This is a genomic window from Mesorhizobium bavaricum, assembly GCF_056781655.1.
Genome location: NZ_CM165566.1, coordinates 978,473 through 994,492, shown reverse-complemented (window position 1 = coordinate 994,492; position 16,020 = coordinate 978,473). Strand labels below are relative to the sequence as shown.

Annotated in this window: 14 protein-coding genes; 6 read left to right on the top strand and 8 right to left on the bottom strand. The window is 64.7% G+C overall.

All coding sequences use genetic code 11. The features are described 5' to 3' along the window. Positions 1–3: 3 nt before the first annotated feature. The 4 genes from nagA to AC1RZR_RS04715 are packed head-to-tail and all read right to left on the bottom strand — an operon-like array spanning position 4 to position 3,891. Complete coding sequence (gene nagA / locus AC1RZR_RS04730) at positions 4–1,176, bottom strand: N-acetylglucosamine-6-phosphate deacetylase (RefSeq protein ID WP_481827797.1); 1,173 nt, start codon at positions 1,174–1,176, stop codon at positions 4–6. Beyond that, on the bottom strand, positions 1,173–2,207 hold the full coding sequence (locus tag AC1RZR_RS04725; RefSeq protein WP_481829019.1) for an SIS domain-containing protein: 1,035 nt from the start codon (positions 2,205–2,207) through the stop codon (positions 1,173–1,175). Before AC1RZR_RS04725 ends, nagA begins: the two co-directional genes overlap by 4 nt. A gap of 23 nt (positions 2,208–2,230) precedes the next feature. After that, a complete protein-coding gene (locus AC1RZR_RS04720; protein WP_379093883.1) occupies positions 2,231–3,013 on the bottom strand; it encodes a GntR family transcriptional regulator in 783 nt (260 codons plus the stop codon). Continuing rightward, a complete protein-coding gene (locus tag AC1RZR_RS04715; RefSeq protein ID WP_477268546.1) occupies positions 3,010–3,891 on the bottom strand; it encodes a glucosamine kinase nucleotide-binding domain-containing protein in 882 nt (293 codons plus the stop codon). The genes AC1RZR_RS04720 and AC1RZR_RS04715 overlap by 4 nt, the downstream gene beginning before the upstream one ends. Before the next feature lie 199 nt (positions 3,892–4,090). On the opposite strand from AC1RZR_RS04715, the gene AC1RZR_RS04710 reads away from it, so the two are divergent. The 6 genes from AC1RZR_RS04710 to AC1RZR_RS04685 all read left to right on the top strand — a co-directional run bounded on the left by AC1RZR_RS04710 (position 4,091) and on the right by AC1RZR_RS04685 (position 10,419). Continuing rightward, complete coding sequence (locus tag AC1RZR_RS04710; protein WP_477268544.1) at positions 4,091–5,050, top strand: N-acetylmuramic acid 6-phosphate etherase; 960 nt, start codon at positions 4,091–4,093, stop codon at positions 5,048–5,050. 2 nt (positions 5,051–5,052) lie between these two features. Continuing rightward, entirely contained in the window at positions 5,053–6,312 is a 1,260-nt protein-coding gene (locus AC1RZR_RS04705; RefSeq protein WP_481827796.1) for an ABC transporter substrate-binding protein, read from the top strand. Between the two features lie 237 nt (positions 6,313–6,549). Continuing rightward, complete coding sequence (locus AC1RZR_RS04700; protein ID WP_477268540.1) at positions 6,550–7,479, top strand: carbohydrate ABC transporter permease; 930 nt, start codon at positions 6,550–6,552, stop codon at positions 7,477–7,479. 10 nt (positions 7,480–7,489) lie between these two features. Further along, complete coding sequence (locus AC1RZR_RS04695; RefSeq protein ID WP_477268538.1) at positions 7,490–8,329, top strand: carbohydrate ABC transporter permease; 840 nt, start codon at positions 7,490–7,492, stop codon at positions 8,327–8,329. Next, the gene (locus tag AC1RZR_RS04690) at positions 8,326–9,405 is read left to right on the top strand and encodes a Gfo/Idh/MocA family protein (protein WP_481827795.1); all 1,080 of its coding nucleotides are present in this window, start codon (positions 8,326–8,328) and stop codon (positions 9,403–9,405) included. Before AC1RZR_RS04695 ends, AC1RZR_RS04690 begins: the two co-directional genes overlap by 4 nt. Before the next feature lie 15 nt (positions 9,406–9,420). Continuing rightward, positions 9,421–10,419 (top strand): ABC transporter ATP-binding protein, encoded by a 999-nt coding sequence (locus tag AC1RZR_RS04685; protein ID WP_023810856.1) that lies wholly within the window; start codon positions 9,421–9,423, stop codon positions 10,417–10,419. A gap of 59 nt (positions 10,420–10,478) precedes the next feature. Here the strand turns inward: AC1RZR_RS04685 and AC1RZR_RS04680 are convergent, their stop codons facing one another. The 4 genes from AC1RZR_RS04680 to deoC all read right to left on the bottom strand — a co-directional run bounded on the left by AC1RZR_RS04680 (position 10,479) and on the right by deoC (position 15,830). Then, positions 10,479–11,324 (bottom strand): fumarylacetoacetate hydrolase family protein, encoded by an 846-nt coding sequence (locus tag AC1RZR_RS04680; RefSeq protein WP_481827794.1) that lies wholly within the window; start codon positions 11,322–11,324, stop codon positions 10,479–10,481. Between the two features lie 25 nt (positions 11,325–11,349). Beyond that, the gene (locus tag AC1RZR_RS04675) at positions 11,350–12,081 is read right to left on the bottom strand and encodes an SDR family oxidoreductase (protein WP_477268532.1); all 732 of its coding nucleotides are present in this window, start codon (positions 12,079–12,081) and stop codon (positions 11,350–11,352) included. A gap of 253 nt (positions 12,082–12,334) precedes the next feature. Then, on the bottom strand, positions 12,335–14,707 hold the full coding sequence (locus AC1RZR_RS04670) for an aldehyde dehydrogenase family protein (RefSeq protein WP_481827793.1): 2,373 nt from the start codon (positions 14,705–14,707) through the stop codon (positions 12,335–12,337). Positions 14,708–14,774: 67 nt separating this feature from the next. After that, a complete protein-coding gene (gene deoC / locus AC1RZR_RS04665; RefSeq protein ID WP_481827792.1) occupies positions 14,775–15,830 on the bottom strand; it encodes a deoxyribose-phosphate aldolase in 1,056 nt (351 codons plus the stop codon). Positions 15,831–16,020 lie beyond the last annotated feature (190 nt).

Sequence of the window (16,020 nt, the reverse complement as noted above, 5' to 3'; positions counted from 1 at the left end):
ATATCACCTCGCGCTATCGGTTGAAAAAACCCTGTCGCCGCCGATCCAGACGTTTCTGATATCGAGATCGTCCGACAGTGCGACAATGTCCGCCGCCGTGCCGTTGGCGAAGCGCCCGAGCCGGTGCGACTGGCCGATCGCCTGCGCCGGATAGAGCGAGGCCATCCGCAACGCCTCCGACAGGTCCAGTCCGACAACCCGGTGGACGTATCGAATAGCCGAGATCATGTCGAGATCCGCACCCGCCAGCGTGCCGTCGGCGAGCCGAAGGGTGCCATCCCTGCGATAGATGGTGCGGCCGTTGAGCGTGAACGAGGTCATGTCGGTGCCGATCGTCGCCATGGCGTCGGTGACCAGCACGATCCGGGCCGGTCCCTGCTTGGCGCGCAGCGCGATCTTGATGGTGGCGGGATCGACATGGATGCCGTCGGCGATGATACCGGCCGACAAGGTGCCGATGTCGATGGCCGCACCCGCCAGCCCGGGCTCGCGGTTGCCGATCTGGCTCATTGCGTTGAACAGATGGGTGACCATCGATGCACCGGCCGCGGCAAAGGTGCTGGCCGTGGTGTAGCCGGTGTCGGAATGGCCGAGGCTGACGATGATGCCGGCCCTGGTCAGCGCCGAGACGCGCACCGGTTCGACGGATTCCGGTGCTATGGTGGTGAGCAGCACCGGCAGTCTTTGCCGCGCCGCGACCAACGTCGCCTGGTCGGCGTCCGTCATCGGCCGGATCAGCGCCGGATCATGCGCGCCCTTGCGGGCGATCGACAAATGCGGTCCTTCCAGATGCAGGCCGAGGAAACCCGGCAGCTTGCGCAGCGCCGCTGTTTCGCCGGCAGAAATCGCGGCGGTGGTGATGGCGGGCGTGTCGGTGATTAGCGTCACCAGCAACGCCGTCGTGCCGAAGGGCACGTGTGCCCGGCAGATGGTTTCGATCGAGGCGACATCGGGGTGGTCGTTGAGCATGACGCCGCCGCCACCATTGACCTGCAGGTCGACGAAGCCGGGCGCCAGCATGCCGCCGCCGGTCTCGATGACGCGGATGTCGGAGGGAATGGCGCCTGTGGGCAGGATGGCCTCGACGAGACCGTCGCGCACGACGAGTGCGTGGCCGTCATGCCAGTCGTCGCCATCGAAAATGCGGGCGCCAGTCAGGGCAAAGCGGTCGCTCATACGGTCTCCGTCACCTTGCGAAGATTGCGTGGCGTGTCCGGATCGAGGCCGCGATGGCGGGCGAAGGCCTCGACGAACATGTAGAAGGAGACGATCAGCGTCAGCGGATCGGTCAGCGGGTGGCCGGTGGCGACATGCGGCAGGCGCACGGCGCGCTGGGCAAGTGCGGAGGTGACGAACACCGGCGCTCCCTTGGCCGCCAGGCTGTCGGCGGCTTCGGCGACGGACGGTTCGGATGCATCGCGCGCGGCCAGCGCCAGCACCGGAAAGTCCGGGCCGATCAGTGCCAGCGGGCCATGCATGACTTCGGCAGCACTGTAGGCCTCGGCATGCATGCCGCAGGTCTCCTTAAATTTCAGCGCCGCCTCGTTGGCCATCGCCGCCGACGGGCCGCGGCCGAGGATGAACAGCGACTTCTGCTTCTCGATAGTCTCGGACAGCACCGTCATCCAGTCGCAGGCGATCGCCTTGTGGAAATGCTCGGGCAATTGGAAAAGTGCTGCCAGCAGCGCCTCGTCGCCGGTGGCATGCGCCATCAAGGCAAGGCCCGCAACGGCGGAATTGATGAAGGTCTTGGTCGCCGCCACGCTGCGCTCCGGCCCGGCCAGGATATCGATCGCATAGTCCGAGGCGCGGGCCAGCGGCGAATCGGCGGTGTTGGTGATGGCGATGGTCAGCGCGCCGCCGGCTCGCGCGGCCTCGGCCATGGCGACGATGTCGGGGCTCTTGCCCGACTGCGAGATCGCCAGGCAGGCCGAGCCGCCGAGCCTGAGCCTGGATCCATAGATCGAGGCGATCGACGGACCGACCGAAGCGACGGCAAGTCCGGCGGTGAGCTCGACGGCATATTTCATGAAGGTAGCGGCATGGTCGGACGAACCGCGCGCCACGGTGACGACAAAATGCGGGTCACGTTCGCGGATGCCGCGCCCGGCCTCGCTCAGCACCGCGCCGGAGCCGTCGAGCAGGCGGGCGACGGCCTGCGGGATCTCTTCGATCTCGCGCCGCATATGGGTCATCTCAGTCGACATGGTCGGCTCAGTCGGCTCTGCAGTCATGGTCGGCCCTCTTCGCTCGGCCCTGTCAGCCGCAGTTCGGCGACGAAATCATAGGCGTCGCCCCGGTAGATGGAGCGGGTGAATTCGATCACCTTGCCGCTCGCCAGATAGGAAATGCGTTCGATGTGCAGGCCGGCAATTCCCGGCGGCACTTCGAGCAGGCGCGCGTCGCCGTCGCCGAGATTGGCGGCGGAGATGCGCTGCACCGCCCGCACCGGCCGGTTGCCGGTCAATTCCAGCGCCGCATAGAGCGAGGAGCCTATCCCCGCCGGGTCGGGCAGCACGCTGGCCGACAGCGACGCGCGTTCGATCGCCAGCGGCGTGTCGTTGGCAATGCGCAGGCGCGCCACCCGCGCCACAAGTTCGTTCGACGACAGGCCGAGCACCATCATCTCGTCCGGCGAGGGCGCGTAAAGGCCGCGGTCGAGCCAGGCCGAACGCACCGCCATGCCGCGCCGCGCCATGTCCTCGGTAAACGAGGTCAGCCGCGACAGCGATTGCTCGACGCGTTCCATGCGCGGCGCCACGAACGTGCCGGAGCCGTGGCGTTGCACCAGGATGCCGCCCTTGACCAGGTCCTGCACCGCCTTGCGCACGGTGACGCGCGAAATGTCGGCCTTGGTGGCGATGTCGCGCTCGGAGGGTAGCGCGTCGCCCGGTCCGATCAGGCCGCGATTGACCGCGTCCTCGATGCTCTTGCGCAGTTGCAGATAGAGCGGCGCGCCGCTTTGCGACGACTGTTTCAGCGTGGCGAAGATCTGGTCGGCGGCATCGCTCATCGAGCCGCCTCCGCTGTCCCGGTAAAAAGGCGGGCCGCCATCTGCACCGCGCCGCCCAGCGCATCGTCGAGCGGCGGCTTCAGCAGGACCCGGTAGCGCGCCGACAGGCGCGGCGCGTAGAGCGGCGCCAGCCCGCCGAGCAGGCATAGCGGCGCGTCGTCGGCGAGGTCGAGCGCGCCGAGCGCGGCTTCGACATCGGCGACCACCCTGTCCAAAATCCAGTTGGCGACGCTGTCGCCTTTTTCGGCATGCTCGAACACCTTGGGCGCGAAGCCGCCGAAATCGCCGGGCTTGGCGTTGGTGGTGAATTCGACCACGTCCTCAGGATTGTTGCGGAAGACCGCGAGCATGCTCTGCGTCAGCGGTGAGCCCTGGCGGACGCCGTCATAGGCGAGCAATGTCTGTTCGAGCAGGTCGCGGCCGATGCGCGCGCCGCTGCCCTGGTCGCCGACCTGAAACCCCCAGCCGCCGATGGCGCGCGATTTGCCGTTCTTGCGTGCCATATAGGCGGTGCCGGTGCCTAGGATCGCCATGGCGCCGTCGCCGGAGCCGACAGCGCCTTCCAGCGCGATCTCGGCGTCGGTCTCGACGCGGCTGATGCTGAACGGCAGGATGGCCTCGAGTTGCTGCCGGTAGGTGCCGACATTGGCGCCGGCGAGGCCGAGAATGGCCGGTGTCTGCGGAATCAGGTTCGGATCCTGCCCGGCGGCGATGAACGCCTGCCGCGCGGCCTCGACGATGTTCGACCGGGCACCGGTCAGGTCGGTGCGGATGTTGGCGGCGCCGCTCTTGGCGCGGCCAACAACGGCGCCATCCGCAGTTGCCAGGGCGGCCCTGCAGCTGGTGCCGCCGCCATCGATACCGAGCACGAAATTCACGCGATTTCTCCTCCGGGCGGATAATACCAATAAAATACCAATAGCCAAGGATTAATTTGCGTTTCAAAAAGATTAAGCCGTATTTTATTGAAAAACCTACATATTTCGTCGACTCAGCGATTTCCGGTCAGCGAATTCGTTAATGCATGTGGACAAGTGGTATTTTTTTGGTATTGTTTTCCGAATTGGAGGAACCGGGATGGCCGAAACGCGCACCGAAGCGCTTCACCAGAATGCCGAGGGGCTGGATATCCAGGCCCCGGACGCCATCCTTTCTTCTTTAGCCGATGCGCAGATCGAGGCTGCAAAGGTCGTGCACAATGCCATTCCCGAAATCGCCAGGGCAGCCGAGATCATCGCGGGTAGACTGAAGGGCGGCGGCAAGCTTGCCTATGCCGCGGCCGGCAGTTCCGGCCTGATGGCGCTGGCCGACGCGCTCGAGTTGCCCGGTACGTTCGGCATTCACCGTGACCGCATCGCCATCCTGATCGCCGGCGGCGACGAAGCCTTCCGGACGCTGGCCGGCGGGCCGGAAGATGATACCGAGGAGGCCGCAGCAGCCGTCATCAATGCCGGCATCGGCAAGGGCGACTGCCTGATCGCTATTTCCGCCAGCGGCACCACGCCCTATGCGGTGCGGGCCATCGAGGAAGCCGCTCGTCGCGGTGCCGCCACCATCGGCATTGCCAACAACCGGGACTCGGCTCTGCTGCGGCAGGCCGAAACCGCGATCCTGCTCGAAACGCCGCCGGAACTGATTGCCGGTTCGACACGCATGGGCGCCGGCACCGCCCAGAAGATCGCGCTCAACATGCTGTCGACGCTGACCGCCGTCCATCTCGGCCATGTGCATGACGGCTACATGGTCAACCTGATGGCCGACAACATCAAGCTGCGCGACCGCGCGGCGCGCATCGTCGCCGCCGTCAGCGGGCGCGGCAGGGACGAAGCGGCGCGCCTGCTCGAGAAGAGCGGCGGCGCGGTCAAGACCGCCATTCTGCTCGCCGCCGGCGCCGACAGCGCCGATGCGGCGGAGAAACTGCTGGAAGGAACCGGCCAGAAGCTGAGGCCGGCGCTTTCCGCGATCGAGGGGAGCAAGGGGCGCACTGCCTCTGTTCTCATCAAAACCGAACCTGAAAAAGGTCAACAGGGAGACTGAGCATGACAACGAAACTACTGACGGCACTGCTTTTGGGCACCAGCATTCTCGGCTCGGCCGGGGTGGCTTATGCCGCCGACGTAACGCTCAACATCGAAAGCTGGCGCGGCGACGACCTTGCCATCTGGAAGGATAAGCTGATCCCGGCTTTCGAAGCCAAGAACCCCGGCATCAAGGTGGTGTTCGCACCATCGGCGCCGACCGAGTACGACGCCGCCCTTGGCGCCAAGCTCGCCGCCGGCTCGGCGGGCGACCTGATCACCTGCCGCCCGTTCGACAAGTCGCTTGAACTGTACAAGAAGGGCAACCTCGCCGACCTCTCGGCGCTGCCCGGCATGGAGAACTTCTCGCCGGTGGCCAAGTCCGCCTGGCAGACCGACGACGGCAAGGCGAGCTTCTGCGTGCCGATGGCCTCGGTCATCCACGGCTTCATCTACAACAAGGACGCCTTCGACAAGCTCGGTATCAAGGTGCCGGAGACCCGCGACGAGTTCTTCGCCGCGCTCGACAAGATCAAGGCCGACGGCACCTACATCCCGATGGCGATGGGCACCAAGGATCTCTGGGAAGCCGCGACCATGGGCTACCAGAACATCGGCCCCAACTACTGGAAGGGCGAGGATGGCCGCGCGGCCCTGATCAAGGGCGACCAGAAGCTGACCGACAAGGACTGGGTCGCGCCGTATGAGGAACTGGCCAAGTGGAAGCCGTATCTCGGCGACGGCTTCGAGGCACAGACCTATCCGGACAGCCAGAACCTGTTCACCCTTGGCCGCGCCGCCATCTACCCGGCCGGCTCGTGGGAAATCGGCCTGTTCAACACCCAGGCCCAGTTCAAGATGGGCGCCTTCCCGCCACCGGTCGAGAAGGCCGGCGACACCTGCTACATCTCCGACCATACCGATATCGGCATGGGTCTGAATGCGGCTTCGAAGAACGCCGATGCGGCCAAGACCTTCCTGTCCTGGGTCGCCTCGCCGGACTTCGCCACCATCTACGCCAACGCGCTGCCGGGCTTCTTCAGCCTGAACTCCTCGCCGGTGAAGATGGTGGACCCGCTGGCGCAGGAATTCGTCTCCTGGCGCGGCAAGTGCAAGTCGACGATCCGCTCGACCTACCAGATCCTGTCGCGCGGCACGCCGAACCTCGAGAACGAGACCTGGGTTGAATCGGCCAACGTCATCAACGGCACCGACACGCCGGAAGCTGCCGCCAAGAAGCTGCAGACCGGCCTCGACAGCTGGTACAAGCCGGCGAAGTAAGAGCTCAGGCAGCGAGATCGGCCGGGCGTATGCCTGGCCGGTCTCGGACTATCCTGGTTTTTCAGATAGCGATTGTCGGCACCGCCTCTCGGCCTTACCCTCCCTTCGTGGGGAAAGGCTGGCTGACCTGTCGCAAGCCTTTGTCCTTCCTGCACCGGAAGGACATTCGGGCCGTGCATCGAGGCGTCATCTAGATCAACTCCCATTTGGAACCGAGAGACGGCGGGGACCGAACTCATGGCCGCAGAAATTCGACCGAAACGACCGTTCCGCTGGCACATTGGCGTCTTCCTGGCGCCGGCGCTGCTTGTCTACACGGCGATCATGATCCTGCCGCTGGCCGGCACGCTGCAGCTGTCGCTGTTCCGCAACATCGAGCAGCACCAGGTATTCGTCGGGCTGCAAAACTTCCGCACGCTGTTCGGCGACCCCAACTGGTCGGTGAATTTCTGGAACGCGCTCCGCAACAATGTCTGGTTCTTCATCATCCACATGCTGGTGCAGAACCCGATCGGCGTGATGCTGGCGGCACTGCTGTCCAGCCCGAGACTGAGATTCTCGGCCTTCTACCGCACGGCGATCTTCGTGCCGACCATCCTGTCCTTCGTCATCGTCGGCTTCGCCTGGAAGCTGATCCTCTCGCCGCTATGGGGCGTGGCGCCGCATCTGCTCGATCTCGTCGGCCTGAAAAGCCTGTTCACGCCATGGCTGGGCAAGGAAGAATACGCGCTGACGGCGCTCAGCCTGATCTCGGTGTGGCAGTTCGTCGGCATTCCGATGATGCTGATCTATGCCGCCCTGCTGTCGATCCCCGAAGAGGTGATCGAAGCCGCCGAATGCGACGGCATCACCGGCATGTCGCAGTTCTGGAAGATCAAGCTGCCGCTGATCCTGCCGTCGATCGGCATCATCTCGATCCTCACCTTCGTCGGCAACTTCAACGCCTTCGACCTGATCTACACCGCGCAAGGCGCGCTCGCCGGGCCGAACTATTCGACCGATATTCTCGGCACCTTCCTTTACCGCGCCTTCTTCGGCTTCCAGCTCCAGGTGGGCGACCCCAACATGGGCGCGGCGATCGCCACGATGATGTTCCTGATCATCCTCGGCGGCGTCTGCGTCTATCTCTTCCTCGTGCAGACGCGCCTGCGTCGCTACCAGTTCTGAGAGGCACGAGATGAGCACCGCAACCCGTTCCCTGCCCCGCACCATCGGTGCCCACGCGATCCTGTTGACCTACACGGCGATCGCGCTGTTCCCGGTGATCCTCGTCATCATGAACTCGTTCAAGTCGCGCGCCGGCATTTTCGGCGCGCCGCTGACGCCGCCGACACCCAAGACCTTCGACCTGATCGGCTACACCACGGTGATCGGCCAGGGCGACTTCATCCACTATTTCCAGAACAGCCTCGTCGTCACCGTGGCGTCGCTGTTCTTCGTGCTTTTGTTCGGCGCCATGGCTGCCTTCGCGCTGTCGGAATACCGTTTTCGCGGCAGTTCGCTGATGGGGCTTTATCTGGCGCTCGGCATCATGATCCCGATCCGCCTCGGCACCGTCGCCATCCTGCAGCTGATGGTGGCGAGCGGCCTGGTCAACACGCTGACGGCGCTGATCCTGGTCTACACCGCGCAAGGCCTGCCGCTCGCCGTCTTCATCCTGTCGGAATTCATGAAGCAGGTGTCCGACGATTTGAAGAACGCCGGCCGCATCGACGGGCTGTCCGAATACACCATCTTCTTCCGGCTGGTGCTGCCGCTGGTGCGGCCATCGATGGCGACGGTCGCCGTCTTCACCATGATCCCGATCTGGAACGATCTGTGGTTCCCGCTGATCCTGGCGCCGTCGGAAGAGACCAAGACGGTGACGCTCGGTGCGCAATTGTTCCTCGGCCAGTTCGTCACCAACTGGAACGCCATCCTGGCCGCCCTGTCGCTGGCGATCATGCCGGTGCTGATCCTCTATGTCATCTTCTCGCGGCAGCTGATCCGCGGCATCACGTCTGGAGCCGTCAAGTGAGTTCGCAAACACCCCTTCGCGTCCCAAATCCTCTACGGGTAATTGTCGCCGGCCTCGGCAATATGGGCCGCAGCCATGCGCTGGCCTATCACACCAATCCGGGGTTTGAGATCGCAGCCCTGATCAACCGTTCCGACGTGCCGCTGCCGGACGGGCTTTCCGGCTACGGCATCCGCCGTTCCTTCGACGAGGCGCTGCGCGATGAAGAGCCTGACGTCGCCTGCATCGCCACCTATTCCGACAGCCATGCCGACTATGCGGTGAAGGCATTCGAGGCCGGCTGCCACGTCTTCGTCGAAAAGCCGCTGGCAACGACGGTGGCCGACGCAAAACGCGTCGTCGCCGCGGCCAAGGCCAACGGCCGGAAGCTGGTGATCGGCTACATCCTGCGCCATCACCCGTCCTGGGTCCGGCTGATCGCCGAGGCGCGCAAGCTCGGCGGCCCCTACGTGTTCCGCATGAATTTGAATCAGCAATCCTCCGGCCACACCTGGGAAACGCACAAGCAGTTGATGAAGACGACCTCGCCGATCGTCGACTGCGGCGTGCACTATCTCGACGTGATGCTGCAGATCACCGACGCGAAGCCGGTCGAGGTGCGCGGCATGGGGCTGCGGCTGACCGAAGATGTCGCGCCCACGATGTACAATTACGGCCATTTGCAGGTGCTGTTCGATGACGGTTCCGTCGGCTGGTACGAAGCCGGCTGGGGTCCGATGATTTCGGAAACCGCCTTCTTCGTGAAGGACGTCATCTCACCGAATGGCTGCGTGTCGATCGTCATGAAGGAGGGGGTGAAGTCCGATGACATCGATACCCACACCAAGACCTCGACCATCCGCCTGCACAGCGCCGCGACCGGACCGGACGGCCAGTTCGTCAAGCCTGACGAGATGCTGTCTATGGCAGGCGAACCCGGCCATCAGGACCTCTGCGATCTCGAACAGGCCTTCGTGCTGAAGGCGATCCGCGAGGATCTGGATCTCACCAAACACATGGACGACGCGGTGAAATCGCTCGCCGTCTGCCTTGCCGCAGACGAGAGCGTGCGCAGCGGCGCCGCCATCAAACTCTAGAACAGGGACGAAGCCGTGGGCTCGCTGAACATCGAGAACGTGAAAAAGGCCTTCGGGCCGGTCGAGGTGCTGAAGGGCATCAACCTCGAAGTGAATGATGGCGAATTCGTCGTCTTCGTCGGCCCGTCGGGCTGCGGCAAGTCGACCCTGCTCAGGGTCATTGCCGGGCTGGAGGATTCGACCTCGGGCCGCGTCGTCATCGACGGCGCGGATGTCTCCGCCACGCCGCCGGCCAAGCGCGGCATCGCCATGGTGTTCCAGACCTATGCGCTCTACCCGCATCTGACGGTGAAGAACAATATGGGCCTCGGCCTCAAGCAGGCGGGCACCCCGGCGGCCGAGATCGAGCGCCGCATTGGCATCGCTTCGTCGATGCTGTCGCTGGAGCCCTATCTCGAAAGGCGGCCGGCCGAGCTGTCCGGCGGCCAGCGCCAGCGCGTCGCCATCGGCCGCGCCGTGGTGCGCGAGCCCAAGCTGTTCCTGTTCGATGAGCCATTGTCCAACCTCGACGCGGCACTGCGTGTCAACACGCGGTTGGAAATCGCGCAGCTGCACCGCCGGCTGAAGGCGACGATGATCTACGTCACCCATGACCAGGTCGAGGCGATGACGCTGGCCGACAAGATCGTGGTGCTGAATGCCGGCCGGATCGAGCAGATCGGCGGCCCGATGGAGCTCTACAATTCGCCGGCAAACGAGTTTGTCGCCGGCTTCATCGGCTCGCCGAAGATGAATTTCGTCGATGGAGCCCGCCTGGGCGAGACAGCCAAGACCATCGGCGTGCGGCCGGAACATCTGACCGTCGATCCCAAATCCGGTGCCTGGAAGGGTACGGTCGTCCACGCCGAGCATCTCGGCGCCGACACCAACCTCTATCTCGACTGCGAGAAGGCCGGACTGATCACTGTACGCATCTTCGGCGTCTACGACGCCGAACCCGGCGCCACGCTCTATGCGACGCCGGACCCGGCGAAAACCTATCGGTTTGGCGCGGATGGGAAGGTGCTGAAGTAGGGCGCGCGTAGCGCGGCAGGTCTTTCCTTCTCCCACAAGGGGAGAAGGTGGAGAGACGCCTACACGTCAGCCTTGAACGTCTGCTTCTGCTGTCCCAGGCCCTCGATACCCAACTCGACGACATCACCAGCCTTCAAAAACACAGGCGGCTTCATGCCGAGCCCGACGCCGGGCGGCGTGCCGGTCGAAATGATGTCGCCCGGGTGCAGCGACATGAACTGGCTGAGATAGGACACCAGGTAAGCGACGCCGTAGACCATGGTCTTGGTCGAGCCGTTCTGCATCGTCTTGCCGTTGACCGTCAGCCACATCTTGATGTTCTGCGGGTCGGCGACCTCGTCCTTGGTCACCAGCCACGGGCCGATCGGCCCGAACGTGTCGCAGGACTTGCCCTTGGTCCACTGTCCCTGCCGCTCGGCCTGGAAGGCGCGTTCGGACACGTCGTGGGCGACGCAATAGCCGGCGACATAATCGAGCGCGTCGGCTTCGCTGACATATTTGGCGGTCTTGCCGATGACCACGGCCAGTTCGACTTCCCAGTCGGTCTTCACCGAGCCGCGCGGGATCAGCACGTCGTCATCCGGTCCGACGATGGCCGAGCTTGCCTTCATGAAGATGATCGGCTCGGGCGGCACGGTGGCGCCGGTCTCGGCGGCGTGGTCGGAATAGTTGAGGCCGATGCAGATGAACTTGCCGGTGCCGGCAACGCAGGCGCCAATGCGGGGCTTGCCGGAAACCGCAGGCAGCGACTTCGGATCGAGCTTGGCCAGCGTCGCCAGCGCCGCCGGATCGAGCGCCTTGCCGCCGATGTCATCGACGTGGCCGGTGAGATCGCGGATCGTTCCATCCGCATCGAGCAGGCCGGGGCGTTCGCTCCCTGCCTCGCCATAGCGCAGCAGCTTCATGGTGTGTCTCCTCAGTCAGAATGGTTCAGATCGACCAGCCGCCGTCGATATTATAGGCCTGTCCGGACGTATAGGTGGCGCCGGCCAGATAGACGGCGAGATCGGCGATTTCCTCCGGCGTGCCGAGCCGGCCCATTGGCTGGCGGGCGATAAAGGCAGCGCGGGCGGCATCGTAGTCGCCTTGCGCATGCATGCGATCCTGCAGCGACGGGCTTTCGACCGTGCCGGGGCAAATGGCGTTGCAGCGTATGCCCTTGCCGACATAGTCGGCGGCAATCGCCTTCGTCAAGCCAATGACCGCGGCCTTGGTGACGCCATAGGCGAAGCGGTTCGGCACGCCTTTGCCGGCGCCGGCAACGGATGACATGTTGATGATCGATCCGTCGCCACGCTCCAGCATGCCGGGCAGAACGGCCCTTACGGTACGGATCATGGCGCGGACATTGAGGTTGAAGGCGAAATCGAGATCGGCGTCCTTCATCTCGAGGATCGAGCCGGAATGGACGAACCCGGCGCAGTTGAACAGCACGTCGACTTTGCCGATCTCGGCAAAGGCGGCGTTGACGGCCTCGTCATTGAGCACATCGAGCTTGCGGGTCTTGATGCCGGACGTCTTGGCGAGTTCGGCGAGAAGTGCTTCGTTGATGTCGGTTGCATGGACGACGGCACCTGCCTTGGCGAAGGCCAGCGCACTCGCCTTGCCGATGCCTTGCGCCGCTGCCGTGACGACAACGACCTTGCCTGCCAGATCCGCCATGCTCTTCTCCTCGTCCGCTTAGGATCGTTCGGGTCTATCGGCTGTCGGCCGGGGCGTCATGGGCCAGTCGCCACTATGCGGCCTGCGCGCCTGTTAGCCCACAGATAAAGATGTTTTTTCTCGTTAAAGAACATGCATCCGGGCGTCAAGCCCGAACACGGTCACCATCGCGGCAGCGGCGCCGAAACTGCTCAAAGCGCGGTTGATGCATGTCGTTGCCCCAAAACCGCTCCGCACTTTTGGGCGACATGCATTAGTCGCCGTAAGGCACCCAGACGTTCTTGACCTCGATGGCGCGGCGCAGGAAGGCGTCGCCGGCGGCTTCGTCGGACGCCCAGTCGAGACCGCGGCCGTTGCCGCTCCAGACGCGCTTGAGGTTGCCGATGGATTCGGCCTCCGCCTTGGCGCAGGTCTCGGCATCGGCGAACACCCAGAGCCCGTCGACATCGTCATGCTTGGCCAGCACGCCGGCAAGTTCGGCCGTGCGGCCCGTCACGATGTTGATCGCGCCGGCCGGAACGTCGGAATATTCGATGACCTGATAGAGATCGGTGGCGAGCAGCGGATAGCGTTCGGACGGCACCGCGACCACGGTGTTGCCCATGGCGAGCGCTGGTGCAATCAGCGAGATCAGGCCGAGCAGCGGCGAGGCGTCGGGTGCTACGATGCCGACGACGCCGACCGGCTCGTGCAATGCCAGTGTCACGGCGCGGGCCGGCGGCTGGTGCACCCGGCCCTCGAACTTGTCGGCAAGGCCGGCATAGAGGAACAGCCGCTCGATCGACTGGTCGACCTCGTCGCGTGCCGCCTTGGCGCTGGCGCCGGTGAGCTCGGTGAGGCGGTTGGCAAACTCGCCGGCGCGGCCGGAAAGGTTCTCGGCCAGATAGTAAAGCACCTGGGACCGGTTGTAGGCGGTCGCCTCCGGCCAGCCCTTGCAGCCCCGCGCCGCCGAAACGGCGTCGCGGATATCCTTGCGGCTGCCGAGCCCGACTTCACCGGCGAGCTTGCCCTTGGCGGTTGCGACGGCAAGTGAATAATTGCCGTCCGGCCGCACTTGCTTGCCGCCGATGAAAAGCTTTGCCGTGCGGTCGATCGTGCCGCCGTCGGACTGCTCGACAGGCTGTGCCGAGACCGTCGCGGGCTTGATGGCCGGGCCGAGCGGCAGTTTTGCCGAGAGATATTCGAACATGCCTTCGCGCCCGCCTTCGCGGCCGAAACCGCTCTCGCGGTAGCCCCCGAAACCGCAGGCGGCGTCGAACATGTTGGTGCCGTTGACCCAGACGACGCCGGCCTTCAACTGCGGCGCGACATGCAAGGCGAGATTGACATTTTCGCTCCACACCGAAGCGGCCAGCCCATAGCGCGTATTGTTGGCGAGCTCGATCGCTTCCTCGGTGTTGCGGAAGGTCATGGTCGCCAGAACCGGACCGAACACCTCTTCCTGCGCCAAGATATTAGCCGGCGAAACACCGGTGGCGAGCGTCGGCAAATGGTAGTAGCCGGCGGCTGGCAGCGCTGCGTCCGGCTGCCAGCAGACGGCCCCCTGTCTGGCGCCTTCGGCGACTAGACCCTTGACCCGGTCCAGCTGTGTGGCGTCGACCAGTGGTCCGATGTCGGTGTTCTTGTCGAGCGGGCTGCCGACGCACAGACGGCTCATTCGCGTCTTGACCTTGGCAATGAGGGCATCGGCGATGCCTTCCTGCACCAGCAGCCGCGAACCGGCGCAGCAGACCTGGCCCTGGTTGAACCAGATACCGTCAACCAGCCCTTCGACGGCGCTGTCGAGATCGGCGTCCTCGAAGACGATGAAGGCCGATTTGCCGCCAAGCTCCAGCGACAGTTTTTTCCCTGAGCCCGCCGTGGCTTTCCTGATGATCTTGCCGACTTCCGACGAGCCGGTGAAGGCGATCTTCTGGATGCCGGGATGGTTGACGATGGCCACGCCCGCCTCCGGGCCGCCCTGGACAATGTTGACGACACCCTTCGGCACGCCCGCACGTTCGCAGATCTCGGCGAACAGGATGGCGGTCAGCGGCGTGAATTCGGCCGGCTTCAGCACCACGGTGCAGCCGGCGGCAAGCGCCGGCGCGATCTTCCAGGCCAGCATCAGCAGCGGAAAATTCCACGGGATGATCTGGCCGACTACACCGACCCCCTTGTGGCCGGGGAAATCCCTGTCCAGCGCCTGCGCCCAGCCGGCGTGGTGGATGAAATGGCGGATGGCGAGCGGCACGTCGATGTCGCGGCTTTCGCGGATCGGCTTGCCATTGTCGATCGATTCCAGCACCGCGAACAGGCGCTGGTGGCGCTGCATGGCGCGGCCGATGGCGTAAAGCACTTTCGCTCGGCTGTAGCCTGAAGACGCCGCCCATTTCGGCAGCGCCTTGGCTGCGGCCGAAACCGCCGCGTCGATATCGGCGGCATTGGCATCGGACACTTTGGCCAGCAGCTTGCCGGAAGACGGCTCGTTGGTGTCGAAGGTCTTGCCGCCGGCAGCGGCTTTCCAGTCGCCACCGATGAACAGCGCCTTGCCGAAGTCGCGCGCGGCGAGCCACGCATCGGCCTCGTTGGGGGCTTCCGGCGCCGAGCCGTACTCCATGGCGTGATAGCGGTCGAGAATGTTCATCAGGTACCTCCTTCACCCTCCCCCTTGTGGGGAGGGGTCGATCGGCAAGCCGATCGGGGTGGGTCGCTCAAGCCATCGCGTGGCGATGATTGGCTGAATAGTGACCGGTCAGGTGATGCTCGAGCTGCCGCTCGATGTCGGTCAAAAGGCTCGAGGCGCCGAAGCGGAACAGGTCCGGCTCCAGCCACGGCCGGCCGAGCTCTTCCTTCATCAGCACCAGCCAGTCGAGCGAAGCCTTTGCCGTGGAAATGCCGCCGGCCGGCTTGAAGCCGATGAGATAGCCGGTCTCCTCGAAATAGGCACGGATGGCGCGCACCATGGCGAGGCCAACGGGCAGCGTCGCGTTGACACTTTCCTTGCCGGTCGAAGTCTTGATGAAGTCGGCACCAGCCATCATCGCCACCATCGAGGCCAGCATGACATTGCGCAACGTGGCGAGGTCGCCGGTGCCGAGGATGACCTTCAGATGCGCGTCCCCGCAGGCGGCGCGCATCGAGACGATCTCATTGTAGAGCTCCCGCCACTTGGCGCCGAACACCAGCCCGCGCGGAATGACGACGTCGATCTCGTCGGCGCCGTCCTTCACCGAGGCCTCGATCTCCTGCAGGCGGGTCGACAGCGGCGCAAGGCCGTGCGGGAAGGCGGTGGAGACGGCGGCGACATGGATGCCGGTGCCGCGCACGGCGTCGACGGCGGTGGCGACGAACGGATGATAGACGCAGACGGCCGCCGGCCGGATCGTCTCGCCCGCGATGCCGAGCCCCTCGACGATGTCGCGGCGGAACGGATTGATCGCCTTGGCGCACAGCCGGCGCACGCGTTCTTCGGTGTCGTTGGAATTCAGCGTCGTCAAATCCATGCAGGCGACGGCGCGCAGCAGCCAGGCTGCCTGGTTGTCGGCCTTGATCGAGCGTCGCTTGGTCAGGCTGGCGACGCGGCGTTCCAGCGCCGAGCGGTTGACGCTGCGCACCGATTCCATGAAGCCGAGATCGAGCTTCATGCCAGGGTTGCGGGCAATGCGGTGGTCCGGCGCGACGGGAGTGTTGGCGGCGGCACGCGCCGGCAGCGGCGTCACCTTCGACGCGCCGGCACCAAGCTCGGCTTCGCGGATTGTGCTGCTCATCTCCTGCCCTTTCATTCAGCGATCATGCCAAAGATAGCCCGCGAAGTCGTCCTTCACGAGTCCCTTAATGCATGTCGCCCAAAAGTGCGCAGCGGTTTTGGGACAACGACATGCATCGACAAAAACATAAAGCGCGTCGCGTCAGTCGACGCGACGTGCCTTAGCCGCTCATAGCTGAAAAAGGCTGCGG